The sequence below is a fragment of the Sulfitobacter sp. 1A12779 genome, assembly GCF_043557315.1.
GTDB classification, from domain to species: Bacteria; Pseudomonadota; Alphaproteobacteria; order Rhodobacterales; family Rhodobacteraceae; genus Sulfitobacter; species Sulfitobacter faviae.
On record NZ_JBIFFU010000006.1, the window covers coordinates 62,981 to 85,823 of the forward strand.

Sequence of the window (22,843 nt, forward strand, 5' to 3'; positions counted from 1 at the left end):
ACCTCGCCCATCAGACTTGAAAAAAAGTGGCGCCCGCCGGCAAGCAGCGGGCGCCCGGTGCGTTATGCAGCCTTATTCGACCGGGGTGATCGCATAGGCGCGGGTTTCCTGATCGACGCGGGGCGTCATTTCGATGGTGTCGGCATTGGCCGCCCAGACGGTCTGCAGGATCACCGTCGGGATCAGCGCGCGGTCTTCCATCGCGATGAAGGAGGCCTCTTCATAGAGCTTCTTGCGCGCTTCCGGGTCGAGGGTCTGGGCACCTTCGCCGAAGACCTTGTCGAACTCGGGGTTGGAATAGCCCGCGCGGTTGAAGTTGCCGAAGCCCTTCTCGGGGTCCTTTGTGTGCACCAGCGCGCCGTAGGTATAGGCGGCCTCACCGGTGAGCGTGCCCCATGCGGACATGGTCATGGTGTATTCCTCACGCGCGGCGGCGGGGAAGAAGACCGTGCCATTGAGCGCCTGTGCGTTCACCTTCAAACCCAGACGCGACCACATCTGCGCCAGCGCCTCGCAGACCACGGCATCGCCGGGCACGCGGTTGTTGGTGCAGGTGAAATCGATCTCAAAACCCTCGGGGTAGCCGGCCTCGGCCAGCAGTTCCTTGGCCTTCTCGATGTCATATTCGCGCTTACCCAGTTCAGGGCTGTAGCCGAAGAAGCCTTCGGGCATCAGCTGGTTGGCGGGCGTGCCCAGACCTTCGAGCACCACGTTCACGAGCACGTCGCGGTTGATCGCCAGGTCCAGCGCCTTGCGCACGCGCAGATCCTGCAGCGGGTTGCCCTCGACCTCCTCGCCGTTGACCTTGATCGGCTGCGGCTCTTCATCCTTCACCGACGGCGCGATGTTCAGGATATAGACCGAGTCGGAAACGAATGTTTCGATGTCGCCATCGTTCTTCATCGCGAGGTAGTCGGAGGCGGGCACGTAGTTGATCAGGTCAACCTCACCCGAACGCAGAGCCGCGACGCGCGAGGTGTCCTCGGGGATCTCGCGGCGGGTGACGGTCTCCCACGTGGCCTGACCGCCCCAGTAGTCGTCGAAACGCTCGAGCACCAGATCGCCCTTGGGCTGCCAGGAGACGAAGGTGTAGGGACCGGTGCCGATCGCCTTCTCGCCCGAGTTGAACTCCTCGTTACCTGCTTCCATGCCGGTCTCAGACGGCACGACGAAGAGACGGGTGAAGTCGTTGGGCAGCGAGGGCGCCATGCCCTTGGTCTTCACGCGCAGGGTGTAGTCATCGACCACTTCGACGCTGTCGACATATTTGGTGTAGAGGGTCATCGGCATCGGGCCGGTCACCGGCGGGATACGCTCGATCGAGAATTTCGCGTCCTCGGCGGTGAAGTCGGTGCCGTCATGGAATTTCACGCCTTCGCGCATCTTGAATTCCCATGTGGTATCGTCGATCGGCTCCCAGCTCACGGCAAGGCCGGGCTTCAGCTGCAGTTTCTCGTCGACGTCGACCAACGTGTCGAAGACGTGGCGCAGGGCTTCGGCCTGCGAGCCCAAGGTCGACCAATGCGGGTCAATCGAATCCGGGCCGGCGCGCAGGCCGATCACCAGATCGGCGGCCATCGCTGCTGGCGCGGCAGAGATCAGCGCCAATGCGGCTACGGCGGATTTCAGGGTAAGCTTCTTCATTGATCAAAACCTCCATGTGTTATATCTTGGAGTTACACTAGACAGCTATAATTGTGACGGTCAACACAAATATGTAACATTCGAACCTTCGGCCGCCGTATAAGCCCAATATATAAGCTTGTCGCGCTACTGTTTTTGAGGCAGTGTTACAGACATGAGTTACAAACAGGCAAAATTTGAACGGGCAATGGATCGAATCGTACGGGCGATGGATCGCAGTTCGTCCGTATCTCTTTCCGTTCAGCTCCGCGGAGCGCTGGAATTCGGGATCGCGTCGGGCGAGTTGCCTTCCGACGCGCGCCTGCCCTCGGTCCGCGCTTTGGCCGCGCGGATGAAGATTTCCCCGGTCACGGTCAGCAATGTCTACGCCGCGCTGCAATCCTCGGGGTTGGTCGAGGGGCGCGTCGGCTCGGGTACATTCGTCAGCGGCGGTGCTAGCCGCGCCCACGACGGGCGCTTTCGGCAGCTTGATCAACAGATCGCTGAACTGTTGAGCCTCGCGAAATCCTGTGGCGTCAGCGCGTCGGAACTGGCTGTGCGCATTTCCATGGCCAGCAGCGCCAGCCCGCGCCCGCTGCGCATTCTGATGGTCGGCAATTTCATCGACGCGACCCGCGCTTATGCCGATGAACTGCGCCAGCATCTGCCCGAGGGCGATGAGATCGACGCCGCCGTTCTAGATGAGATCGCACCCAATCCGCCCAAGGACATCGACCTGATTATCGCGCCCAAAACCCTTCTGTCCAAAACGCGAGAAATCTTGCCGAATGTCGAAGTGCTGGGCCTGACGCTCATCCCCAACGAGGCGACCCGCGTGGCGCTGGCCTCGATCCCGCCTGACGCCAAGACGCTCGCCTACTCCTATTTTCCCGGCTTCGTTACGATCATGAAAGCGGGCATCCTGCGGTTTGCCCCCCATGTCACGCAGTTGACCATGAAGGTCCGTGACGAGAATGGCCTGTCATCGGCCATGCGCGAGGCAGATGTGGTCATCTATGCCACCGGTGCCGACTACCTTTGTGGCGCGTTGCGCGCCGAGCAGACCGCTTTCGAATACCGTCACACCCCAGACGTACACGCCATCCGTTCAGAAATCCTGCCCGCCATTGAGACATGCCGGGCCTCTCTCAAATCCGCAAAGGCCGCCGAAGAATGAAGATATCCGAAAGCAATTGGTTCGAGATCGAAGAATACCTCAGGACCGACGACCGCTGCGTCCTGCCCCTCGGCAGCACCGAGCAGCACGCATATCTCAGCCTCTCGGTCGATTCGATCCTGTCGGAGAAGGTCGCCGCCGATGCCGCCGAACCTCTGGGCGTGCCGGTGTTTCCGGCCGTGGCCTATGGTCTGACGCCTTATTTCATGGGCTTCCCCGGCTCGGTCTCGCTGAAGCTTTCGACCTATGCGGCGCTTCTGCGTGACATCCTCGACAGCCTCTATGCCACCGGCTTCCGCCGCGTGCTGATCGTCAACGGCCATGGCGGCAACAGCCCGGTGCAGCCCGTCACGATGGAGTGGATGGAGGCCAACGAAGGCGCCCGCTGCCGCTTCCATGACTGGTGGCGTGCGCCCGAGACCTGGAACTGCGTGCAGGAGATTGACCCGGTTGCAAGCCATGCCTCCTGGATGGAGAGCTTCCCCTGGACCCGCCTGCCCGGTCGTGAGTTGCCGGACGAGCAGAAACCCTTCGTCGATTTCGACCGCCTGCGCGACCGCAACGCCGCCGGCGTGCGCGCGCTCATCGGGGACGGCAACTACGGCGGCGTCTACCAAAAACCCGACGCCGACACCGACCGTCTTTGGGAGATCGCCGTGCGCGAGACCCGCGCGCAGCTCGAGGGGGATTGGGCATGAGCGAGACGCCGATCCTGATCTGGGGCGCCGGTGCCATCGGCGGCATCCTCGGCGCCTATTTCGCCCGCGCGGGTCATGCCGTGCATATGGTCGATGTCGTGGAAGAGCATGTCGAAGCCATGCGCAGCAGCGGGCTGCGCATTGAAGGCCCGGTCGAAGCATTTACCCAAGTCCTCCCGGCCAGCACGCCGGACGAACTGACTGGCCAATACGACCGCATTTTCCTCTGCGTGAAGGCGCACCACACCGCCGCCGCTTTGGAGATGCTTGCCCCCCATCTCGCGCCGGGCGGCTATGTCGTCTCGGCCCAGAACGGGCTCAACGAAAAGGCCATCGCCGCGCGCATCGGGGCCGAGAACACGGTGGGCTGTTTCGTCAACTACGGCGCCGATTGGCTGGAGCCGGGCCGCATCCTCTTCGGCAACCGCGCCGCCGTGGCTGTGGGGGAACTCGACGGGCGCATGAGCGACCGCGTGGCCGAGGTGCATGAGCTGTTGAAACTGGTCGAGCCCGAGGCCGTCGCAACCGACAACATCTGGGGCTATCTTTGGGGTAAGATGGGCTACGGTGCGCTGCTCTTTTGCACCGCCCTCACCCCCGACAGCATGTCCGACGCCATGGCGCGCGACGAACACCGCGCGGCCTACCGCGCGCTTGGCCACGAGGTGATGACACTGGCCACGCATGAGGGCGTCTCCCCCCTCGGTTTCAACGGGTTCGTCCCGGAAGCCTTCCGCGAGAACGATACCGCCGCCATCGACGCCGCGATGGAGAAGATGATCGCCCACAACCGCAAGACCGCCAAGACCCACTCGGGCATCTGGCGCGACCTCGCGGTGCGCAAGCGTAAGACCGAAGTCGACGCGCAGATCGGTGTCATGGTCGACTTGGGCCGTGAAGCAGGCATCGCGGTGCCGACACTGGCGCGCATGGTGGACCTCATCCACGACATCGAGGACGGCAAGCGCGAACAATCCGCGGACCTCGTCGACCAGTTGGTGGCGGCATGAAGATCGATTTGACCGGCAAGGTCTTTGCCGTGACCGGCGCAGCACAGGGCATCGGCGCCGCGATCCTGTCCGAACTGCGCGCCGCCGGGGCCACCGTGGCCGCGATGGACATCGACGTGGCGGGCCTCGTCCCGCTGGAGGCTGAAGGCGTGACCCTGCATAGCGGCGATCTGGGCAACCGCGAGACGACCCTCGCGCTCTGCACCGAGATCCTCGAACGTCACGGGCGGATCGACGGGCTGGTGACTTCTGCCGGCGGCGTCCGCGGTCAGGTCGGACGCCCTCTGGAAGAGATCAACGAGGCCGACTGGCAGGCGATCTTTCAAGCCAATGTCGATGCCGCCATGTGGTGTGCGCAAGGTTTCGCGCCCGCGATGAAGAGCGCGGGATCGGGCCGGATCGTCACCATCTCCTCTGGCGCGGGGCTGAAGCCCAGCCTCACCGGCATCCAAGCCTATGCCGCGGCGAAACACGCGCTCGTGGGTCTCACCAAGCAGCTGGCGCTTGAGCTGGGACCGCAGGGCATCACGGTGAATTCCGTGGCCCCCGGCTTCGTCCTGTCGAACCCCTCGACGGAGAAGCAATGGGACGCCTTCGGCCCCGAGCGGCAGAAGCAGATCATCGGCGGCATCCATATGCGCCGCTTGGGCCGCGCGCAGGACATCGCGGATGCGGTCACCTTCCTTTGCTCCGACCGCGCCGGTTGGATCACGGGCCAAATCCTTTCCGTCGACGGAGGCCACGCATGAGCGAGCCGCATGAATGGGACGAGCCGCATTGGCGCGGGCTGGTCGAACAGGTCCGCGCGGGGCAGAACCTATTGCCGAAATCTTGGCCCGGCGGCGCGCGCTGTGCCGTGGCGCTGAGTTTCGACAGCGATCACGAGACTAACGAGCTGCGCGACGGCGGCACAAGCATTGCGCGCCTCGGCTGGGGCGAATACGGCGCGCGCCGCGGCATCCCCCGTATTCGCCGCGTCCTTGACCGGCATGGGGTGAAAGCGAGCTTCTTCGTGCCCGCCGTCTCTGCCCTGCTGCATCCGGAGGAGCAGCGCAGCCTCGCCGAGGAGGGCCACGAGATCGGCCTTCACGGCTGGATCCACGAGCGCAACACGCAGGTCCCGCCGGAGGCTGAACGCGATCTGATGCTGCGCGCCTCGGACACGCTGGAAAAGATCACCGGCACGCGCCCTGTCGGCATGCGCACGCCGTCTTGGGACTACAGCGCCCACACGCTCTCGATCGCCCGCGAGATGGGGCTCTTGTACGACAGCTCCCTGTTCTCGGACGACGACCCTTACGAGATCGTCGAGAAGGGCGAGGCGACCGGGATCGTGGAACTCCCAGTGGAGTGGATTCGCGACGACGCCGTCTATTTCATGATGAACCGTTTTGGCGCGCAAAGGCCCTATACGCCGCCTGCGGATGTGCTCGATATCTTCCGGCGCGAGTTCGACGGGGCCTATGACGAGGGCGGTCTGTTTCTCTTGACCATGCACCCGCATGTGACAGGCTACCGCTCGCGTATCTTCATCCTCGACGAGTTGATCGACCACATCAAATCCCGCGGCGATTGCTGGATCGCCACCCATGCCGAGATCGCCGCCTATTGCGCCGAACAGGCCGGATTGAAAGGACAGACATGACCTATTCCCTTGCCATTCACGGTGGCGCAGGAACCATCCTCAAGGAAAACATGACGCCCGAGAAGGAGGCCGCCTATTACGACGGCCTCGCCCGGGCGCTGGAAGCCGGCGAAGCGGTGCTGCGCGAAGGTGGCAGCGCGATGGACGCGGTGGTGGCCGCGGTCTGCGCGCTTGAAGATGAGCCGCTGTTCAACGCAGGGCGCGGCGCGGTCTATACTTCCGAAGGCGTGCAGGAGATGGACGCCGCCGTGATGGACGGCGCCGACCGGCGCGCAGGCTCGGTCGCCGGTGTTTTCGGGCCGAAGAACCCGGTGAAACTGGCGCGCGCCGTCATGGAGCGGACCGAGCATGTCACCCTCATCGGCCCCAACGCGTTGGAAATCGCCCGGCAGGCGGGCCTCGAGTTCGCCGACCGTGACTATTTCTTCACCCAGTCCCGTTGGGATGCATTGCAGGAGACGCTCGAGATGCGCGCCCGGGGCGAGGTTTCGGACGATCCGGCGCGACGGCATGGCACCGTGGGGGCCGTGGCGCGCGACGCGGCGGGCAACATTGCCGCCGCCACCTCAACGGGGGGCATGACCGCCAAGGCCCCGGGCCGGGTTGGCGACACGCCGATGATCGGCGCGGGCACCTTCGCCGACAACGCGACCTGCGCGGTCTCTGCCACCGGTCATGGCGAGATTTTCATCCGCTGGAACGCCGCCGGGGAGATCGCCGCGCGGATGCGCCACGCGGGCGAGGATCTGGCCACCGCCGCCGAACATGTGGTGATGCAGGATCTGGCGCCCAACGACGGCTCGGGCGGGATCATCGCGGTGGATGCGGCGGGCAATATCGCCATGCCGTTTAACTCGCAGGGCATGTACCGCGGCATGGTGCGCAAGGGCAGCGCGCCCGAAACCAGCATCTACTGAGCGGCGCGGCCCTTCGGTTGCCTTCCTGCCACGGGAAGGCGCCAAATGCAGCCGGGAAGAGCCGCCCGCCATCTAAATCTTGACATTCTGTCCCCTCCCTTTGATTGACGATCAAACGAACTTGACGGGAGAGGGGACAAGGTGCGTTTTTTAGCAGCAATTGCCAGGGTGATCTGCGCGGTGAACTTGGTCATCGGCAATCTCTTCTCATGGCTCGCACTCGGCATCGTGTTGGTCTGTTTCACCGTGGTCGTGCAGCGCTATGTCTTCGCGATCAGCTTCGTTTGGATGCAAGACCTTTATATCTGGCTTAACGGTGCGATGTTCACGGCCGTGGCCGGTTTTGCGCTGCTGCGCGATGACCATGTGCGCGTCGACATCTTCTACCGCCCCGCCACCATGGCCCGCCGCGCGCTGATTGACCTGATCGGCGTCATCGTCTTTCTGCTGCCCTTCTGCTGGATCGTCTACACCTATTCGATCCCCTTCGTGATCCGCGCTTGGGGCTATCAGGAAGGGTCGGCCAATGTGGGCGGAATGCCGGGGCTTTATATTCTCAAAGCCTTCATCATCGGCTTCGCATTTCTACTCGCAATTCAAGGGATTGCATGGATCATCCGCTCCATCCTCGTGCTCAGCGGCAATGCTGATCTGGTGCCCAAATCCATGCAATACAGCCGGGACCAAATCCCCGCAGACCATCCGCAGGGAGCCGTTTGATGGATCCGATTTTCATTGGCGAGATGCTCGCCGCGCTCATGTTTTTTGGCGTGATCGGCTTTTTGCTGCTCGGCTTTCCGGTGGCTTTCACCCTTGCTGGCGTGTCGCTGCTGTTTGGCGCCGTGGGCATGGGGTTCGGCGTGTTCGATCCCTCGAACTTCGGCTCGCTGCCGAACCGCTACATCGGCTTTATGACCAACGAAGTCCTGGTCGCCGTGCCGCTCTTTATCTTCATGGGGGTGATGCTGGAACGCAGTCAGATCGCCGAGCAGCTTTTGCTCACCATGGGCAAACTTTTCGGCAATATGCGCGGCGGTCTGGGGATCTCGGTGGTGCTTGTGGGCGCGATGCTCGCGGCATCCACGGGCGTCGTGGGGGCGACGGTTGTCACCATGGGCCTGATCTCTCTGCCCGCGATGCTGCGGGCGGGCTATGACCCCAAACTTGCCACCGGGGTGATCTGCGCCAGTGGCACTTTGGGTCAGATCATTCCGCCCTCCACCGTGTTGATCTTCATGGGCGACATGCTTTCGGGCATTAACTCTCAGGTGCAGATGGCCAAGGGCAACTTTGCCCCCACGCCCGTCTCGGTCGGAGATCTTTTCGCCGGGGCGTTGCTGCCGGGGATTTTGCTGGTTTCGCTTTATCTCAGCTACGTTCTCTTCAAAGCCGCGACCGCGCCCGCCTCCTGCCCCGCGACGCCGGTTCCGGCGGATGAGAAAAGCCAGCTGGTGCGAGATTTCTTTGTCGCCCTGATGCCGCCGCTGTTGCTGATCCTCGCCGTGCTGGGGTCGATCCTCGGCGGCATCGCCACCCCGACCGAGGCCGCCTCTGTCGGTGCCGTGGGGGCGATGGTGCTTGCGGCCATGCGCTGGCGTCTGTCCTTCCGCATCCTGCGGGAGACGATGATCGCCACGGCCACGATCACCAGCATGGTCTTTGTCATTCTGCTGGGGGCTTCGGTCTTTTCAATCGTGTTCCGCATGATGGGCGGCGACAATCTGGTGCATGAGTTCCTCAGCAACCTGCCCGGCGGCCCCTTGGCAGCGGTGGCGGTGGTAATGATCATCATGTTCTTCTTGGGTTTCATCCTCGATACCTTTGAGATCATCTTTATCGTGATCCCGATCACCGCGCCGGTGCTGTTGATGCTGGACATCGATCCGATCTGGCTGGGCGTCTTGGTCGGGGTGAACTTGCAGACCTCCTTCCTGACGCCGCCCTTCGGCTTTGCGCTGTTCTATCTGCGCGGGGTGGCCCCGGCGGATCTGCCGACGAGCGCGATTTACAAAGGGATCCTGCCCTTCGTGATGTTGCAGGTGGTGGCGATTGCGATCCTCTTTGCCTTCCCGCAGATCGTGACTTGGTTGCCTAAGGTGATCGCGGGGTGAAATAGTCCCCCCCCCCGACGTTCAAAGGCCCGGCAGCAACGCCGGGCCTTTTTTGATTGAGCGGTAAGGGCATCGCCCTCCCTGGTGGGCGATCGAACCCGTGAAAGGGGCTGCGCCGGTGCCCATCTCGCCACCCGATCCGGCTGTCGAAACGCTGCAAAATCGCCCTCCGGGGGGAGGGAGGGCGATGCCCGGTGTGCCACCGGGCGGGACAGATTTCTTGGGGTTCGCCCATGAAAAAGGCCCGGCGTTTCCACCGGGCCTTTCCAATCACATTCAGCGCGAAGCTCAGTACTTCAGGAACTTCTGACGGGCCTGCACATAGGGGCTGTCGATGTTCTCGGTCCGGGTGCGGACGAGGTTCAGCGCTTCGACAAAGCTCTCGGCGGTCTTCTTGACCAGCGGGTCGTCGCTGTTGCGCAGCTCTTCGACCACTTCGCCCGAGGCTTTGGCACCGGCTTCCATAATGTCGTCGGGGAAGTTGCGCACGGTCACGCCATGCTCTTCCTGCAGGGTCTTCAGCGCGCGCGGGTCGTTGGCGTAGAAGTCCGCGGCCACCTGATCGTACTCCGCTTGGCTGACGTCACGGATGATCGCCTGCAGGTTCTCGGGCAGTTCCTGATACTTCTTCTTGTCGACGACAAGCTCGGTCGCCAGACCCGATTCCACGAAGGACGGCATGTAGTAGTTCTTGGCCACCTGATGGAAGCCGAGCGCCAGATCGTTGTAGGGGCCGACGAATTCCGCAGCGTCGAGCGTGCCCGACTGCAGCGCTTGGAAGATCTCGCCCGCGGCCATGTTGGTCACGGTCGCGCCCAATTTCTCCCACACGCGGCCACCAAGGCCGGGCGTCCGGAAGCGCACACCTTTAACGTCATCGAGGCTCTTCAGCTCATCGCGGAACCAGCCGCCGGTCTGCGTGCCGGTGTTGCCCGACAAGAAACCCTGAACGCCGAACTGGTCATAAATCTCGTCCCAGATTTCCTGACCGCCCATGTAGCGCATCCATGCCGTCAGTTCCGGCGTGGTCATGCCGTAGGGCACGCCGGTGAAGAAGGACAGCGCAGGGGACTTGTTCTGCCAGTAGTAGGCGGCGCCATGGCTCATCTCGGCCGTGCCGTCGATCACGGCGTCAAGCGATTGCAGCGGCGGCACCATCTCACCGGCGGAAAAGACCTGAATGGTCAGCTCGCCACCCGAGGCGGCGGTGATCCGGTCGGCCAGACGCTGCGCGCCGACACCCAGACCGGGGAAGTTCTTGGGCCATGTGGTGACCATGCGCCAGGTGATGTTGCCCTGCGCAATAGCGGGCGCTGCAAGTGTCGTGGCGGCAGCACCTGCCCCCATCACACCGGCTCTGCGGATAAATGAACGACGATCCATGTTTTTCCTCCCAAACGGATATTTGCTTAGCCTCCCCCGACGTCGACGCGGAGGGCCATGCGCAGCAGATAATCGTCGCTTTTCGAAAATGTCCATGGCCTAGGCAAATTGAAATTTCACCTTCTGGACAATCCCGCCCCAAGCCGCATACGTAGTGCTACTTAAAGCAGCATTATTAATGGTCTTTTGCCTTGTTTTCGGCAGAAAGGCCAATAATGTGCGAGCTGCCAGGGAGGGCTCAGATCTTGATAAAATTCATCGACCAGATGAACGAATTCGTCGGGCGCATCGTGTCGGTCGTCGCCGTCATTTTCGCCGCAATCATCATCTATGACGTCTTCATGCGCTATGCGCTGAATGACCCGACCCGCTGGGCCTTTGACGTCACGAAACAACTTTATGGCTTCTATTTCGTGATGCTGGGCGGCTATGCGCTGCGCCATCAGGCCCATGTGCGCGTCGATCTGATCACCGAAACCCTTGGCCCCAGCCTGCGCCGTTGGGTCGAAGCGGCGGGCTATGTGATCTTTTTCTTCCCCTTCGCCTGGATCTTCACCACCCGCTCTTATGAATTCGCCATGCGCTCCTATGCCCAAGGTGAGACGACATATGGCTCGGTCCAGCTGCCGGTCTACCCGCTCAAGATGGCCATGGCCCTCGCCGCCGGTCTGCTATTGCTGCAAGGCGTGGCGGAATTTTTGAAACTCGTACTTAACCGTCAGGAACTGCCCCGTGACGCCTGAACTCATTGCTCTCACCATGTTCGGCCTGCTTTTGCTGGGCCTTTTCATGGGCCACCCACTGGCCTTCGTTCTGGGCGGCACCGCCGTTTTGGGCGCTGTCATCGCCGGCAAACCGATGGTGCTGGGCATCGTCATCAACCGGATTTTCGGCGATGTGCTCGACAACTTCACGCTGATCGCGATTCCGCTCTTTATCTTGATGGCACGGTTCCTGTCCGATTCGGGCGTGACGGATAAGATGTTCGAATCACTGCGACTTTTGATGTCCAACATCCGCGGCGGTCTGGCGCTGGCGGTGGTTTTCATCTCGATCCTGCTGGCCGCGACCACGGGTATCATCGGCGCGTCGATTACCGTGATGGGCGTGATGGCCCTGCGCCCGATGCTGCAATATGGCTATAGCCCCACGCTGACCACGGGTGTCATCGCCGCCTCTGGCTGTTTGGGCATTCTGATCCCGCCGTCGATCATGTTGATCCTCATGGCCTCTTATTCCCCCCTCTCGGTGGGGGAGCTTTTCGCGGGCGCCATGGTGCCGGGCGTGGTGCTGGGGCTGCTCTATGCGGTCTGGGTTTTCGTCGTCGCCGTGGTACGGCCCGATATGGCCCCTGCCGTCGAGCCGGATGAGAAAATCTCGAAACCCGCCCTTGTGCGTATGCTGCTGATCGAAGCCGTGCCGCCACTGGTTCTGATCCTCGGCATTCTGGGCTCTCTGCTCGCGGGCATCGCCACGGCGACCGAAGCTTCCGCCATCGGCGCGGCGCTGGCGCTGGTCATCGTCATCATGCGCGGCAAGTTCAGCTGGGCCTCCTTCTACGGCGCGATGCTGGAGACCGGGCGCACCTCGGCGATGATCCTGTTTATCGTCGTCGGCGCCACGGCCTTTACCGGCGTGTTCAACATCACCGGGGGTCTGCGCGCCACGCAGGAGATCATCCGCAACCTCGACATGGCGCCTTGGCTCTTGATTGCGATGATGATGTTCATCGTCTTCATCCTTGGGGCCTTCCTCGACTGGACCGGCATCGTGCTGCTGTCCTTCCCGATCTTCCTGCCGATCGTGCAGGAGATGGACGTGAGCCTGCTGTGGTTCGTCGTCCTGATGTCGGTGGTTCTGCAAACGTCCTTTTTGACCCCGCCCTTTGGATATGCGCTCTTCTACCTGCGCGCCATTGCCCCGCGTGAGGTCAAGACGTCGCATATCATCGTCGGCGTGCTGCCTTTCATCGGGTTGATCCTGATGATGTGCGTGGCCATCGCCCTGTTCCCGCAGCTTGTCACCTGGCTGCCGGAAACGCTCTATACAAAATAATCAACGGAGGAGAGAGATTATGAAATTGAAATCAACCCTTGCCGGCCTGGCACTCTGCGCGGGCGTCGCCACGCAGGCCGCGGCCCAAGACAGCTGGACCATGACCACCACATGGCCCACTTCGCTGGAACTGATCGAGATCGACAAGCATTTCGTCGATCTGGCCAACAAGCTGACCGGCGACGACCTGACAATCGAATTTTTCGAAGGTGGCTCCCTCGTGCCCGCGGGCGAAGTGTTTGGCGCGGTTGAATCCAACACCGTGCAGGCTGGCGCCGACTGGCCCGGTTACTGGGCGGGCCGCAACTCTGCCTTCTCGCCGCTGGCGACCACGGCGAGCCTGTTCAACGCGGTCGACTACGTCAACTGGATCGAACAATGGGGCGGCAAAGAGCTTTATAACGAGATCTACGGCAAGTTCGGCATGGTCTATCTGCCCTACGGCGTGACCAACAACGAATCCGGCTTCCGCACCAACGAGCAGATCGTCACGCTGGAGGACCTCAAGGGCAAGCGTTTGCGTCTGTCGGGTCTGGAGCAGGGCCGTCTGTTGGAGAAACTGGGCGGGTCGCAGGTCTCGATGGCTGGTGGTGAAATCTATCAGTCGCTTGAGCGCGGCGTGATCGATGGCGCGGAATTCTCGACCCCGAACGTCGACTTCTCGGGCGGTTTCCAGCAGGTCACCAAATATTGGGCGACACCGGGCTGGCACCAGTCCGCCTCGATCTTCGGTGTGATGATCAACAAAGGCGCATGGGACGCCCTGTCGGATGAGACCCGCGAAGCGCTTGAGATTGCGGCGCAGGCCAACCTCGTTTGGTCGCTGTCTTTCACCGAGAAGCGCGCGACCGAAGCTTACCAGCAGTTCCTCGACGCGGGCATCGAAATCAACCGCTATGATGACGAGACGCTGACCAAGGTTCAGGAGATGGCGAACGAGACCATCGAAGAGACCGCCTGCGAGAACCCCGATTCCGCAAAAGTCTACCTGAGCCAGTTGGAGTATCTGAACGACTACGCGAAATGGCGTGACGCGTCGGCTCCGTTCAACCTTGGCCGCACGCCGAATGGTCCGGACATCGAGAAGATCCGCGCCTGCGCGGAGTGATTTGAGCGTTTAGCTTTGATGGAAAGGCCCGCCATTGGTGGGCCTTTTTTGCATTCACGAGGGCCATCGCCTACCCGCGGGTTGGCGATCAAACGTCGCTTCGTACCACTTCATGGTTCAACCATGATGTGCCTTCGCGAGGTTGCACCCAGCCTCACCAAATCGCCTACCCGTCCGGGCGGGCAGGCGATGGCCCGGCGCCTGCGGCTTGTCCCGGGCCCCGGTGGCAAAATCACCCTACCCCTCAACCCGTTTCAAGAACTTCTGCAAACGCGCATCCTTCGGCGCGCCAAAAATCTCCGACGGCGCACCGCTCTCAACAATCTTCCCGCCGTCCATAAAGATCACCCGATCCGCGATCTCGCGGGCGAACTGCATCTCATGGGTCACGATCAGCATGGTCTGCTTGCGCTCTGCCACCGCGCGCATCAGGTCGAGCACCTCCCCCACCCATTCCGGGTCGAGCGCCGAGGTCGGCTCGTCGAACAACATCAGTTCCGCCCCGAGCGCCATGGCGCGACCGATGCCAACGCGCTGTTGCTGCCCGCCGGACAACGCCGCCGGGAAACTGTCAGCCTTATCGGCCAAGCCGGTCTCAGCCAGAACCGAAAGCGCGCGTTCTTCGGCTTCGGCCTTGGGCCGTTTCTGCACCGTGACGAGCGCTTCCATGATGTTCTCTTTCGCCGTCTTATTGGCGAAAAGCGCGTAGTTCTGGAACACCATCGCCGTCCGACGCCGCAGCGCCAGAATATCCGCCTTGCGTGCCTTGGCGGCATCGACGGTCACATCGCCGATGCGAATGACCCCCTCTTGCGGCACGTCGAGGAAATTGAGACAGCGCAGCAGGGTCGACTTGCCGGTGCCGGAGGGGCCGATCACGACCACCCGCTCGCCCTCGGCAATCTGAAAATCAATGCCGTTCAGAACCGGCGCGCCGCCGAAATCCTTGGTCAGGCCAGTGATATCGATCATCGCACGAACGCCTTATTCAGATAGGTTTCAAGCCGCTTTTGCACTTGGCTCAGCGCTTCGACGATGACCCAATAGATCATGGCGACAACGAGATAGGCCTCGAAATAAAGGAAACTTCCGGCGGCTTCTTTCTGTGCGGCGCCCATCATCTCGGTCACGCCGAGGGTAAATGCGAGCGAGGTGCCTTTGATCATGTCGATGAAATAATTCACCAACGTCGGCGCGGCGATCCGGGCGGCTTGTGGCAGGATGATCCGCCACATCATCTGACCTTGGGTCATGCCGATGGACTGGGCCGCTTCCCATTGGCTGCGGTCCACCCCCATGATCGCGGCGCGGATGCTTTCGGCCATATAGGCGGCGAAATGCAGGGTCAGCCCCATGATGGCGGCAGTCACACCGCTGATATTGGTCAGGAACGACAGCACCTGCGGCAGACCGAAGTAGAAGAGAAACAGTTGCACCAGCAGCGGCGTGCCGCGAAAGAAGCTGATGAAAACGATCACGAACCAGTCGAGCACGGGCACTTTCACAACCCGTTCGACCGCCAAAAGCGAGGCAAGAATGAGTGCAAACACCATCCCCGCCACCGCCATGAACAAGGTCAGCGGTACGTAGCCCAATATGACGGGCACCAGCCCCAGCATGTAGTCAAGGTCTAGCGCCCGCATGGGTTACTCCGCTTTGGTGATGTCTGTGCCGAACCACTTGTCCGAGATTTCGGCCAGTGTACCGTCTTCGCGCAGGGATTCCAGCGCAGTGTTGACACGGTCACGCAGCGCGCGGCCTTCGTCATTGTCTTGGAACGGCAGGGCATTGCGGATCTCGGAGAAGGGCTTGCCCGCCAGTTGCAGCGGCAGGGGGCTTTCCTGAATGAGCTGCGCCGAAGAAACCCGGTCCATCACAAAGGCATCGACCCGGCCAAGCGCGGTATCTTGGGCGATGTTGGACTCATAGGTCTTGATCTCGATCTCATCCGCGAAGGCGAGCTCGTTCAAAAGCTGCTCGAAGTTCGACCCGAGGTTCACCGCAACGGTTTTGCCGCGCAGGTCTTCGACGCCGCCGATCTCTTCGTTGCCCTCTTTGGTCACGACCTGCGCACCGTCAAAAACATAAGGCGCGGTAAAGGCGAACTTTTCCTGACGCTCAGGCGTGATGGTGATCTGGTTGGCGATCGTGTCAATGCGGCCCGCGTCCAACGCGCCGATCAGGCCGGAGAAGGCCATGGTCTCGAACTCGACCTCGAAACCCGCCTCTTCGCCAACGGCGTTCATGACATCGACTTCAAAACCCTGAAGCACGTCCTGCTTCACGAAGGTGAAGGGGAAATAGCCGCCCGACATGCCGACGCGGAGCGTGTCATTGTCTTGGGCAAAGGCTGCGGTGCCGGTGACCGCGGCGAGCGCGGTGACGGTAACGATCTGTTTCAGCATTGAATTTACTCCTCTAACGCTTGCGCTTCAGATGTCACCGGGCGCCCCCCGCTTCAACACTGTCGCTGAAACAGGAACGTTTGACGGGCAGGATCGGTTCAGATGGAATAACGGGTTTAGAGGAGCGGTCCCGGCAAGGATATCCTCCCTACAACAGCGCCCGTGATAGAATGGTATTCCGCGAATCCGATGCAGATTCCCCACATGCGGAACAGATATGCGCGTTTCGCATAGCTTTATCCGTCAAAACGCCTCGATATCCAACCCTTCGGCGGCCCAAGCGGCGAGCTTGCGGTCGACGGTTTTGCGCGACACGCCCAAGCGGCGCGCGGCCTCGGCCCGGTTGCCGTTCGACAGATCAAGGATGTGCAGCATATGGCGCTGCGTGACCAGTTCGAGATCTTCAATCGCCCGTGGCCCATCGACCGCGCCATGGCCCGCAAAGGCTTCGGGCAGGCTGCCGAGGATCACCGAGCGTTCGATCAGGTTGCGCAATTCGCGCACATTTCCGGGCCAGTCGTAACGGCGCAGTTTCAGCAAAGTCTCCGCATCCAAACGCAGCGCGGGCATGCCGAGCGCGGTCGAAAACTGCTGCATGAACATCGCCGCCAGTTCGACGATATCCTCAGACCGGTCCTTGAGCGGCGGCATCGCGACCTCGACCACATTCATGCGGTGATAGAGGTCGGCGCGGAAACGCCCCTCTTCCACCGCCTTGGGCAGGTCGGCGTTGGTGGCGAACAGGAACCGCAGGTTCAACGGAATCTCCCGCTCTGCCCCGTCGGGCCGGATGCGCTGGTCTTCCAACACCCGCAAAAGCGCCGCCTGTAGCTGCTCCGGCATCTGCGCCACTTCGTCCAGAAACAACGTGCCGCCGTCGGCCAAGAGGAACAGCCCCGGTTGCAGGGTTTCGTTCCCCTCCACCGCGCCAAAGAGTTCGGGGACGATCCGGTCCGGCGTGATGGCGGCGCAGTTCACCGCGACGAAGGGATTATCGGCGCGGTCGGACATTTGCTGCAACTGCCGCGCGGCCAACTCCTTGCCCGTGCCGCTGGGACCGGTGAAGAGCACCGGCGTCGGCACCGGGGCAAGACGGTTGAGCATGCCGCGCACCTTCGACAGCGCCTCGGACTTGCCGAGCATCTGCACCGCCGTGCCACCCTGCAATTCGCGCCGGAGCAGGGTATTGTCGCGGCGCAGGTTCTTGCGATCCAAGGTGCGCGACACCGCGCCGAGGATTTGGTTCGCCCGGAAGGGTTTCAGCACGAAATCACTCACGCCCGCCCGGAGTGCGGCAATGGCGGTTTCAAGATCGGCATAGGCGGTGATCAGGACCGTGTCGGCGTAGAACCCCTTGCGGCGTTGTTCGACGACCCATTCCAGACCGGTCTTACCGGGCATCACATTGTCCAAGACGACCACATTGAAATGCGCCTCGTCCAAAAGTTTGGTGGCCTCCGCAGGAGAGGCCGCTTGGGCCACGCGTTTGACGCGCGGCTCCAATATCTTGGTGAGGAAATGGCGCATCCCCGGTTCATCGTCGATCACAAGGATCGACGCGCCTTCGAGCGTGCCGCCGTATTCATCGCCTGCCGCCATGATATGCCTCTTTGGTGTCAGTCGAGCCGGACGTTTTCACCTGAATAGACCTCGGCGGAGGAAAAGCCTATCTCATGCAGCCCGAAATAGGCCACGACGCCGATCACCGCGACGCCCAGAAACCCTGCCAACATGGCTTTCATCGCGCGTCTCCTTTGATTTGAACGCCGCCGCCCGTCATTCTGCGGGGGTCCGTTTGTCTTGTTTGACCTCATCGAGCCAGAGCGAGTGGTGCTGTTCGGCCCAACGCTCATCGACCTCGCCATTGCCCATGGCGTCAAAGGCGCCTTCCATGCCGAGCGTCCCGATGTAAATATGGCCCAAGATCACCGCCATCATCAGAAAGCCGATGATCGCGTGCCACAGCTGGGCATATTGCATTTCGGCATGCGGCGTCAGATCGCCCTGAAGCGGACCAAAGCCCGCGGCCTCGGCCATGCCGATGTCATTGATGATGTTGAACGTATGCCCGAAAAGCTGAATTTCGAAGGGAAAGAGTAGCGACAGCCCCGAAAGCGAGACCGAGAAGCCCAGCAGGATCACGGCCCAGAAGACGATCTTTTGCCCGAAGTTAAACTTCTTGGCGGGCGGGTGTTTGTCACCGATGAAACCGCCGCCCTGTTTGATCCAGACCCAATCGGTCTTGTTCGGGATATTGTGCCAAATCCACATGACGAAGACCATGACGAGCGCAATCATGAAGGCCCATGAGACGTTGTTGTGGATGAACTTGGAGCCGGTCAACAGGGTCGAGTTGAACTCATGCCCCAGCAGAGGGATGACGACCTTGCGGCCAAAAAGCGTGGCCAAGCCCGTCAGCGCGAGCAGGATGAACGAGCCCGCCAGCATCCAATGCGCGAAACGCTCAATGGCTTTAAAGCGGGTGACGGTGCGCCCGACCTTGCCGCCTTCGATGCGGATCCGGCCCCGCAAAAGGTAAAAGAGCAGCAGCACGGCCAGCGTCCCGGCAAGCAGCCAAGCGCCATAGGTCGCCAGTGGGCCTTCGCGGAATTGCTGCCACCACATCCCGTTGTCTTGGACAAGGACGCGGCCCGTCTTGTTCATCGTGCTGACGCGCACGGGCAATTCGTTATATCGGATGCCGCGCCAGAGGTCGGGGTCGGAGCGTCCGCCGAGCGGGCCAAGGCTTGGCACCGTGGCCGCATCACCGCCCAGATTGTTACGCCGGAACCCATCGTCGATCTCTGCGCCGTTCTGACGCCGTTCGATATCGGCCAAGTTCTGCGCGCCGCCGGTGCTGGCGCGGTCGATGGCCGAAGGGGTCGCGTTCTCAGGCAGGCGCACGTCCTGCGCCGTGACGCTGACCGGCAGCGCGGCCAAGGCGAGAATGAAAAAAGCCATCAGGTGGCGCAGCATGGGAAATCCCCCGGCTAGACAGATATGGAGAAAAGGGACGGCCCGAGCAGGCCGCCCCCGAAAGCCGTTACTGGCCCTTTTGCTCGTAAGCCGTGCCCCAGCCCCAAGCGCCGGAGCCGAAGCCGCGTGCGACCACGCGCTCGCGGTAGATGTCGGAGACCATGTCCCCGTCACCGGCCAGCAGCGCCTTGGTCGAGCACATTTCAGCGCAGATCGGCAGCTTGCCTTCCGCGATCCGGTTGCGACCGTACTTCTGGAACTCGGCTTGGCTGTGGTTTTCCTCGGGGCCGCCAGCGCAGAAGGTGCATTTGTCCATCTTGCCGCGGCTGCCGAAGTTGCCGGCCTGCGGGTACTGCGGCGCGCCGAAGGGGCAGGCGTAGAAGCAGTAGCCGCAGCCAATGCAGAGGTCTTTGGAGTGCAGCACGATGCCGTCGTCGGTCTGGTAGAAACAATCCACTGGGCAGACCGCCATGCAGGGCGCGTCTGAGCAGTGCATACAGGCGACCGAGATCGAGCGTTCGCCCGGCTGGCCGTCCTGAATGGTCACCACGCGGCGGCGATTGATGCCCCAAGGCACCTCGTGTTCGTTCTTACAAGCCGTGACGCAGGCGTTGCATTCGATGCAGCGCTCGGCATCGCAGAGAAACTTTGCTCTTGCCATTCTCTTGTCTCCTTACGCTGGCATGATCTTGCAGAGAGTCGCTTTGGTCTCCTGCATTTGTGTGACTGAATCGTAGCCGTAGGTCTGCACGGTGTTGGTGCTTTCGCCCAGCACGATCGGGTCGGCCCCATCGGGGTATTTGTCCCGCAGGCTGACGCCGCCCATGTGCCCGCCGAAGTGGAAGGGCATGAAGGCCACGCCCTCGCCCACCCGTTCGGTCACCATCGCCATCACCTTGATCTTGCCGCCCTCGGGCCCTTCGACCCAGACATCGGACCCGTCGCGCACACCGAGGTTGTTGGCGTCACGGGTATTGATCTCGATGAACATGTTCTGTTGCAGCTCGGCCAGCCATGGGTTCGACCGGGTCTCATCCCCGCCGCCCTCATATTCAACCAGACGGCCAGAGGTGAGGATGATCGGGAATTCCTGCGAGAAGTCGTTCTTTTGGATCGATGCATAGAGCGTCGGCACCCGCCAGAAGGTCTTGTCGTCATAGGTCGGATAATCCGCCACCAGATCACGCCGGTTGGAATAAAGCGGCTCGCGGTGTTTCGGCACTGGATCGGGGAAGGTCCAGACCACGCAGCGGGCCTTGGCGTTGCCGAAGGGGGCGCAGCCATGTGCGATCGCCACCCGCTGGATGCCGCCCGACAGGTCGGTCTTCCAGTTGATGCCGCCGACTTGGGCCACGTAATCGGAATCAATCTCACCCTGTTGCGAAGTTTCACCGACTTCCGCCTGCCCGTCATCGGCGTTTTGCGGCGCTTCGTAACCGGCGACGGCTTCGATGATGCGACGCTCATCCGCTGTCAGATCACTGTCCCAACCCAAGTCAATCAGCATCTGCATGGTGAATTCGGGATAGCCGTCCTTGATCTCGGACCCTTTGGAATAGACGCCCTCAGCCAGAAGGTTCTCACCATCACGTTCCACGCCGAAACGGGCGCGGAAGGTCAGACCGCCATCTGCAACTGGCAGCGACATGTCATAGAGGTTCGCCGTGCCCGGGTGCTTCATCTCGGGCGTGCCCCAGCAGGGCCACGGCATGCCGTAGTAATCGCCATCTGCCGGGCCGCCGACGGCGCGCAGGGTAGTTTTGTCGAAAGTATGCTGGTTCTGCATGTGCATCTTCATCCGCTCGGGCGACTGCCCGGTGTAGCCGATGGTCCACATGCCCTTGTTGAACTCGCGCGTCAGGTCTTCGATGAGCGGCTCTTCACCATTCACCTCGATGTTGCGGAACATGCGTTCTTCAAAGCCGAACTTCTTGGCGAACTTATAGAGGATCGTGTGGTCGGGCAGGCTTTCGAACAGTGGCTCCACGACCTTTTCGCGCCACTGGAGCGAGCGGTTGGATGCGGTGACCGAGCCGGAGGTTTCAAACTGCGTACAGGCCGGCAGAAGATAGGTGTCTTCGGTGCGGTCATGCAGAACGGCGGAAACGGTGGGGTATGGGTCGACCACGACCAAAAGGTCGAGTTTCTCCATCGCCGTTTTCATCTCGCCCTGACGGGTTTGGGAGTTCGGCGCGTGGCCCCAGAGTACCATCGCTTTGGTGTTGTCGGGCTGTTCGAGGTTCTCGCGATCTTCAAGCACGCCGTCGATCCAACGCGACACCGGGATGCCGGTGAGGTTGATCATGCGCTGCTCTTCGCCTGCGCCATCGGTCCAAGCGGCGAAACGGCTCTGGATCCATTCCAGATCCTCTCCCCAAACACGCGCCCAATGCGCCCAAGAGCCATCGGACAGACCGTAGTAGCCCGGCAGTGTATCGGCCAGAACGCCGAGGTCGGTCGCGCCCTGCACGTTGTCGTGGCCGCGGAAGATGTTGGTGCCGCCACCCGCGGTGCCCATGTTGCCAAGGGCCAACTGCAGAATGCAGTAGGCGCGGGTGTTGTTGTTGCCATTGGTGTGCTGTGTGCCACCCATGCACCAGATCACGGTGCCGGGACGGTGGTTGGCCAGCGTGCGCGCGACGCGCTCAAGCTGGGAGCCGGGCACGCCGGTAACGCGCTCGACCTCGTCAGGCGTCCAGTTGGCGACTTCCTTGCGGATCTCATCCATGCCCCAGACGCGGGTGCGGATGAATTCCTCATCCTCCCAGCCGTTCTCGAAGATGTGGTAGAGGATGCCCCAGACCAGCGCCACGTCCGAACCGGGACGCATGCGCACATATTCGTCGGCATGGGCCGCGGTGCGGGTGAAACGCGGATCGCAGACGATGAGCGGCGCGTTGTTCTCTTCCTTCGCCTTCAGCACGTGCTGAAGCGAGACCGGGTGCGCCTCGGCAGGGTTGCCGCCGATAATGAAGATCGCACGCGACTTGTGGATGTCGTTGTAGCTGTTGGTCATGGCGCCGTAGCCCCATGTGTTCGCCACGCCCGCCACGGTGGTGGAGTGGCAAATCCGCGCCTGGTGGTCGACGTTGTTGGTGCCCCAGTAGGCCGCGAACTTGCGGAACAGATAGGCCTGTTCGTTGGAGTGTTTCGCCGAGCCCAGCCAGTAAACCGAATCCGGGCCGGAGGTGTCACGGATCGACAGCATCTTGTCGCCGATCTCGTTGATCGCCTGATCCCAAGAGATCCGCTGCCATTCGCCACCGACCTTCTTCATCGGGTACTTCAGGCGGCGCTCGCCATGGGCGTGCTCACGGACCGAGGCGCCCTTGGCGCAATGCGCACCGAGGTTGAAGGGGCTGTCCCAACCGGGTTCCTGACCCAGCCAAACACCGTCCGACACTTCGGCGATGACTGTGCAACCGACCGAGCAATGGGTGCAGACGGATTTCTTGACTTCCATCTTGCCGCTGACAGCGGCGGTGTCGGCGCTGGCCTGTTGCACGCTGCCCGCGGTGCCCGCGATTGCGGCAAGTCCACCGATGGCAAGTCCCGAGCCGCGCAGGAACGCGCGCCGGTCAATACCGCTGCGCGCCACATCGGACATGATGCCTGTCCGCTGCGCAGACCGCGCGACCCCATTGGTCTTTTTCCTCAACATATCTTCACTCCCTATGCGCGGGCTGGACCCGCCTGAGGTGGCTATTGAACGGCGGGCGTTGTCGCCCTGCCAAT

The 22,843-nt window shown here is 62.0% G+C and carries 21 protein-coding genes; 11 read left to right on the top strand and 10 right to left on the bottom strand.

Translation table 11 applies throughout. From position 1 onward, the window contains the following. Window positions 1-72: 72 nt before the first annotated feature. Window positions 73-1,644, bottom strand: a complete 1,572-nt coding sequence (locus ACGYLQ_RS09000; RefSeq protein ID WP_394442270.1) for an ABC transporter substrate-binding protein — start codon at window positions 1,642-1,644, stop codon at window positions 73-75. Between the two features lie 187 nt (window positions 1,645-1,831). Here ACGYLQ_RS09000 and ACGYLQ_RS09005 point away from each other — a divergent pair, with 187 nt between their 5' ends. The 8 genes from ACGYLQ_RS09005 to ACGYLQ_RS09040 all read left to right on the top strand — a co-directional run bounded on the left by ACGYLQ_RS09005 (window position 1,832) and on the right by ACGYLQ_RS09040 (window position 9,181). Continuing rightward, entirely contained in the window at window positions 1,832-2,800 is a 969-nt protein-coding gene (locus tag ACGYLQ_RS09005; protein ID WP_394442273.1) for a GntR family transcriptional regulator, read from the top strand. Further along, window positions 2,797-3,498, top strand: a complete 702-nt coding sequence (locus tag ACGYLQ_RS09010) for a creatininase family protein (protein WP_394442276.1) — start codon at window positions 2,797-2,799, stop codon at window positions 3,496-3,498. Before ACGYLQ_RS09005 ends, ACGYLQ_RS09010 begins: the two co-directional genes overlap by 4 nt. Further along, window positions 3,495-4,508: a ketopantoate reductase family protein gene (locus tag ACGYLQ_RS09015; RefSeq protein WP_394442278.1), complete on the top strand. Its 1,014-nt coding sequence runs from the start codon at window positions 3,495-3,497 to the stop codon at window positions 4,506-4,508. Before ACGYLQ_RS09010 ends, ACGYLQ_RS09015 begins: the two co-directional genes overlap by 4 nt. Then, the gene (locus ACGYLQ_RS09020) at window positions 4,505-5,257 is read left to right on the top strand and encodes an SDR family NAD(P)-dependent oxidoreductase (RefSeq protein ID WP_394442281.1); all 753 of its coding nucleotides are present in this window, start codon (window positions 4,505-4,507) and stop codon (window positions 5,255-5,257) included. Before ACGYLQ_RS09015 ends, ACGYLQ_RS09020 begins: the two co-directional genes overlap by 4 nt. Then, the gene (locus ACGYLQ_RS09025) at window positions 5,254-6,153 is read left to right on the top strand and encodes a polysaccharide deacetylase (RefSeq protein WP_394442284.1); all 900 of its coding nucleotides are present in this window, start codon (window positions 5,254-5,256) and stop codon (window positions 6,151-6,153) included. Before ACGYLQ_RS09020 ends, ACGYLQ_RS09025 begins: the two co-directional genes overlap by 4 nt. After that, window positions 6,150-7,070, top strand: coding sequence for an isoaspartyl peptidase/L-asparaginase family protein (locus ACGYLQ_RS09030; RefSeq protein WP_394442287.1), 921 nt, complete (start codon window positions 6,150-6,152; stop codon window positions 7,068-7,070). The genes ACGYLQ_RS09025 and ACGYLQ_RS09030 overlap by 4 nt, the downstream gene beginning before the upstream one ends. Before the next feature lie 141 nt (window positions 7,071-7,211). Further along, window positions 7,212-7,790, top strand: coding sequence for a TRAP transporter small permease subunit (locus ACGYLQ_RS09035; protein WP_209219230.1), 579 nt, complete (start codon window positions 7,212-7,214; stop codon window positions 7,788-7,790). Continuing rightward, window positions 7,790-9,181, top strand: a complete 1,392-nt coding sequence (locus ACGYLQ_RS09040; protein ID WP_209219229.1) for a TRAP transporter large permease subunit — start codon at window positions 7,790-7,792, stop codon at window positions 9,179-9,181. The genes ACGYLQ_RS09035 and ACGYLQ_RS09040 overlap by 1 nt, the downstream gene beginning before the upstream one ends. Before the next feature lie 288 nt (window positions 9,182-9,469). Here the strand turns inward: ACGYLQ_RS09040 and ACGYLQ_RS09045 are convergent, their stop codons facing one another. After that, window positions 9,470-10,564, bottom strand: a complete 1,095-nt coding sequence (locus ACGYLQ_RS09045) for a TRAP transporter substrate-binding protein (protein ID WP_394442290.1) — start codon at window positions 10,562-10,564, stop codon at window positions 9,470-9,472. 242 nt (window positions 10,565-10,806) lie between these two features. Between ACGYLQ_RS09045 and ACGYLQ_RS09050 the strand changes: the two genes are divergently transcribed. The 3 genes from ACGYLQ_RS09050 to dctP are packed head-to-tail and all read left to right on the top strand — an operon-like array spanning window position 10,807 to window position 13,727. Then, window positions 10,807-11,307, top strand: a complete 501-nt coding sequence (locus tag ACGYLQ_RS09050) for a TRAP transporter small permease subunit (protein ID WP_394442560.1) — start codon at window positions 10,807-10,809, stop codon at window positions 11,305-11,307. 16 nt (window positions 11,308-11,323) lie between these two features. Further along, on the top strand, window positions 11,324-12,619 hold the full coding sequence (locus tag ACGYLQ_RS09055) for a TRAP transporter large permease subunit (protein ID WP_067266597.1): 1,296 nt from the start codon (window positions 11,324-11,326) through the stop codon (window positions 12,617-12,619). Between the two features lie 19 nt (window positions 12,620-12,638). After that, complete coding sequence (gene dctP, locus ACGYLQ_RS09060; protein WP_067266589.1) at window positions 12,639-13,727, top strand: TRAP transporter substrate-binding protein DctP; 1,089 nt, start codon at window positions 12,639-12,641, stop codon at window positions 13,725-13,727. Window positions 13,728-13,964: 237 nt separating this feature from the next. Here the strand turns inward: dctP and ACGYLQ_RS09065 are convergent, their stop codons facing one another. From ACGYLQ_RS09065 to ACGYLQ_RS09100, 8 genes are all read right to left on the bottom strand, one after another. Beyond that, the gene (locus ACGYLQ_RS09065; RefSeq protein ID WP_394442293.1) at window positions 13,965-14,699 is read right to left on the bottom strand and encodes an amino acid ABC transporter ATP-binding protein; all 735 of its coding nucleotides are present in this window, start codon (window positions 14,697-14,699) and stop codon (window positions 13,965-13,967) included. Further along, window positions 14,696-15,370, bottom strand: a complete 675-nt coding sequence (locus ACGYLQ_RS09070) for an amino acid ABC transporter permease (RefSeq protein ID WP_322329781.1) — start codon at window positions 15,368-15,370, stop codon at window positions 14,696-14,698. The genes ACGYLQ_RS09065 and ACGYLQ_RS09070 overlap by 4 nt, the downstream gene beginning before the upstream one ends. 3 nt (window positions 15,371-15,373) lie before the next feature. Then, on the bottom strand, window positions 15,374-16,132 hold the full coding sequence (locus tag ACGYLQ_RS09075) for an amino acid ABC transporter substrate-binding protein (protein ID WP_394442296.1): 759 nt from the start codon (window positions 16,130-16,132) through the stop codon (window positions 15,374-15,376). 243 nt (window positions 16,133-16,375) lie between these two features. Further along, window positions 16,376-17,731 (bottom strand): sigma-54-dependent transcriptional regulator, encoded by a 1,356-nt coding sequence (locus ACGYLQ_RS09080; protein WP_394442298.1) that lies wholly within the window; start codon window positions 17,729-17,731, stop codon window positions 16,376-16,378. Between the two features lie 17 nt (window positions 17,732-17,748). Beyond that, the gene (locus ACGYLQ_RS09085) at window positions 17,749-17,874 is read right to left on the bottom strand and encodes a hypothetical protein (RefSeq protein WP_259950196.1); all 126 of its coding nucleotides are present in this window, start codon (window positions 17,872-17,874) and stop codon (window positions 17,749-17,751) included. A gap of 34 nt (window positions 17,875-17,908) precedes the next feature. After that, a complete protein-coding gene (locus ACGYLQ_RS09090; RefSeq protein ID WP_394442301.1) occupies window positions 17,909-19,108 on the bottom strand; it encodes a formate dehydrogenase subunit gamma in 1,200 nt (399 codons plus the stop codon). A gap of 67 nt (window positions 19,109-19,175) precedes the next feature. Next, entirely contained in the window at window positions 19,176-19,769 is a 594-nt protein-coding gene (gene fdh3B / locus ACGYLQ_RS09095) for a formate dehydrogenase FDH3 subunit beta (RefSeq protein WP_067266580.1), read from the bottom strand. Between the two features lie 12 nt (window positions 19,770-19,781). Next, window positions 19,782-22,769 carry a formate dehydrogenase subunit alpha gene (locus tag ACGYLQ_RS09100; protein WP_394442304.1) on the bottom strand — a complete coding sequence of 996 codons (2,988 nt, stop codon included), beginning with the start codon at window positions 22,767-22,769 and terminating at the stop codon, window positions 19,782-19,784. Window positions 22,770-22,843: the final 74 nt, after the last annotated feature.

Bases quoted from the DNA above. Each gene is read 5' to 3' on its own strand.
- ACGYLQ_RS09000 (WP_394442270.1), bottom strand. From the start codon at position 1,644: ATGAAGAAGCTTACCCTGAAATCCGCCGTAGCCGCATTGGCGCTGATC.
- ACGYLQ_RS09010 (WP_394442276.1), top strand. From the start codon at position 2,797: ATGAAGATATCCGAAAGCAATTGGTTCGAGATCGAAGAATACCTCAGG.
- ACGYLQ_RS09080 (WP_394442298.1), bottom strand. From the start codon at position 17,731: ATGGCGGCAGGCGATGAATACGGCGGCACGCTCGAAGGCGCGTCGATC.
- ACGYLQ_RS09070 (WP_322329781.1), bottom strand. From the start codon at position 15,370: ATGCGGGCGCTAGACCTTGACTACATGCTGGGGCTGGTGCCCGTCATA.
- ACGYLQ_RS09075 (WP_394442296.1), bottom strand. From the start codon at position 16,132: ATGCTGAAACAGATCGTTACCGTCACCGCGCTCGCCGCGGTCACCGGC.
- ACGYLQ_RS09085 (WP_259950196.1), bottom strand. From the start codon at position 17,874: ATGAAAGCCATGTTGGCAGGGTTTCTGGGCGTCGCGGTGATCGGCGTC.
- ACGYLQ_RS09005 (WP_394442273.1), top strand. From the start codon at position 1,832: ATGGATCGAATCGTACGGGCGATGGATCGCAGTTCGTCCGTATCTCTT.
- ACGYLQ_RS09030 (WP_394442287.1), top strand. From the start codon at position 6,150: ATGACCTATTCCCTTGCCATTCACGGTGGCGCAGGAACCATCCTCAAG.
- ACGYLQ_RS09065 (WP_394442293.1), bottom strand. From the start codon at position 14,699: ATGATCGATATCACTGGCCTGACCAAGGATTTCGGCGGCGCGCCGGTT.
- fdh3B (WP_067266580.1), bottom strand. From the start codon at position 19,769: ATGGCAAGAGCAAAGTTTCTCTGCGATGCCGAGCGCTGCATCGAATGC.
- ACGYLQ_RS09020 (WP_394442281.1), top strand. From the start codon at position 4,505: ATGAAGATCGATTTGACCGGCAAGGTCTTTGCCGTGACCGGCGCAGCA.
- ACGYLQ_RS09055 (WP_067266597.1), top strand. From the start codon at position 11,324: ATGTTCGGCCTGCTTTTGCTGGGCCTTTTCATGGGCCACCCACTGGCC.
- ACGYLQ_RS09015 (WP_394442278.1), top strand. From the start codon at position 3,495: ATGAGCGAGACGCCGATCCTGATCTGGGGCGCCGGTGCCATCGGCGGC.
- ACGYLQ_RS09040 (WP_209219229.1), top strand. From the start codon at position 7,790: ATGGATCCGATTTTCATTGGCGAGATGCTCGCCGCGCTCATGTTTTTT.
- ACGYLQ_RS09025 (WP_394442284.1), top strand. From the start codon at position 5,254: ATGAGCGAGCCGCATGAATGGGACGAGCCGCATTGGCGCGGGCTGGTC.
- ACGYLQ_RS09045 (WP_394442290.1), bottom strand. From the start codon at position 10,564: ATGGATCGTCGTTCATTTATCCGCAGAGCCGGTGTGATGGGGGCAGGT.
- dctP (WP_067266589.1), top strand. From the start codon at position 12,639: ATGAAATTGAAATCAACCCTTGCCGGCCTGGCACTCTGCGCGGGCGTC.
- ACGYLQ_RS09090 (WP_394442301.1), bottom strand. From the start codon at position 19,108: ATGCTGCGCCACCTGATGGCTTTTTTCATTCTCGCCTTGGCCGCGCTG.
- ACGYLQ_RS09100 (WP_394442304.1), bottom strand. From the start codon at position 22,769: ATGTTGAGGAAAAAGACCAATGGGGTCGCGCGGTCTGCGCAGCGGACA.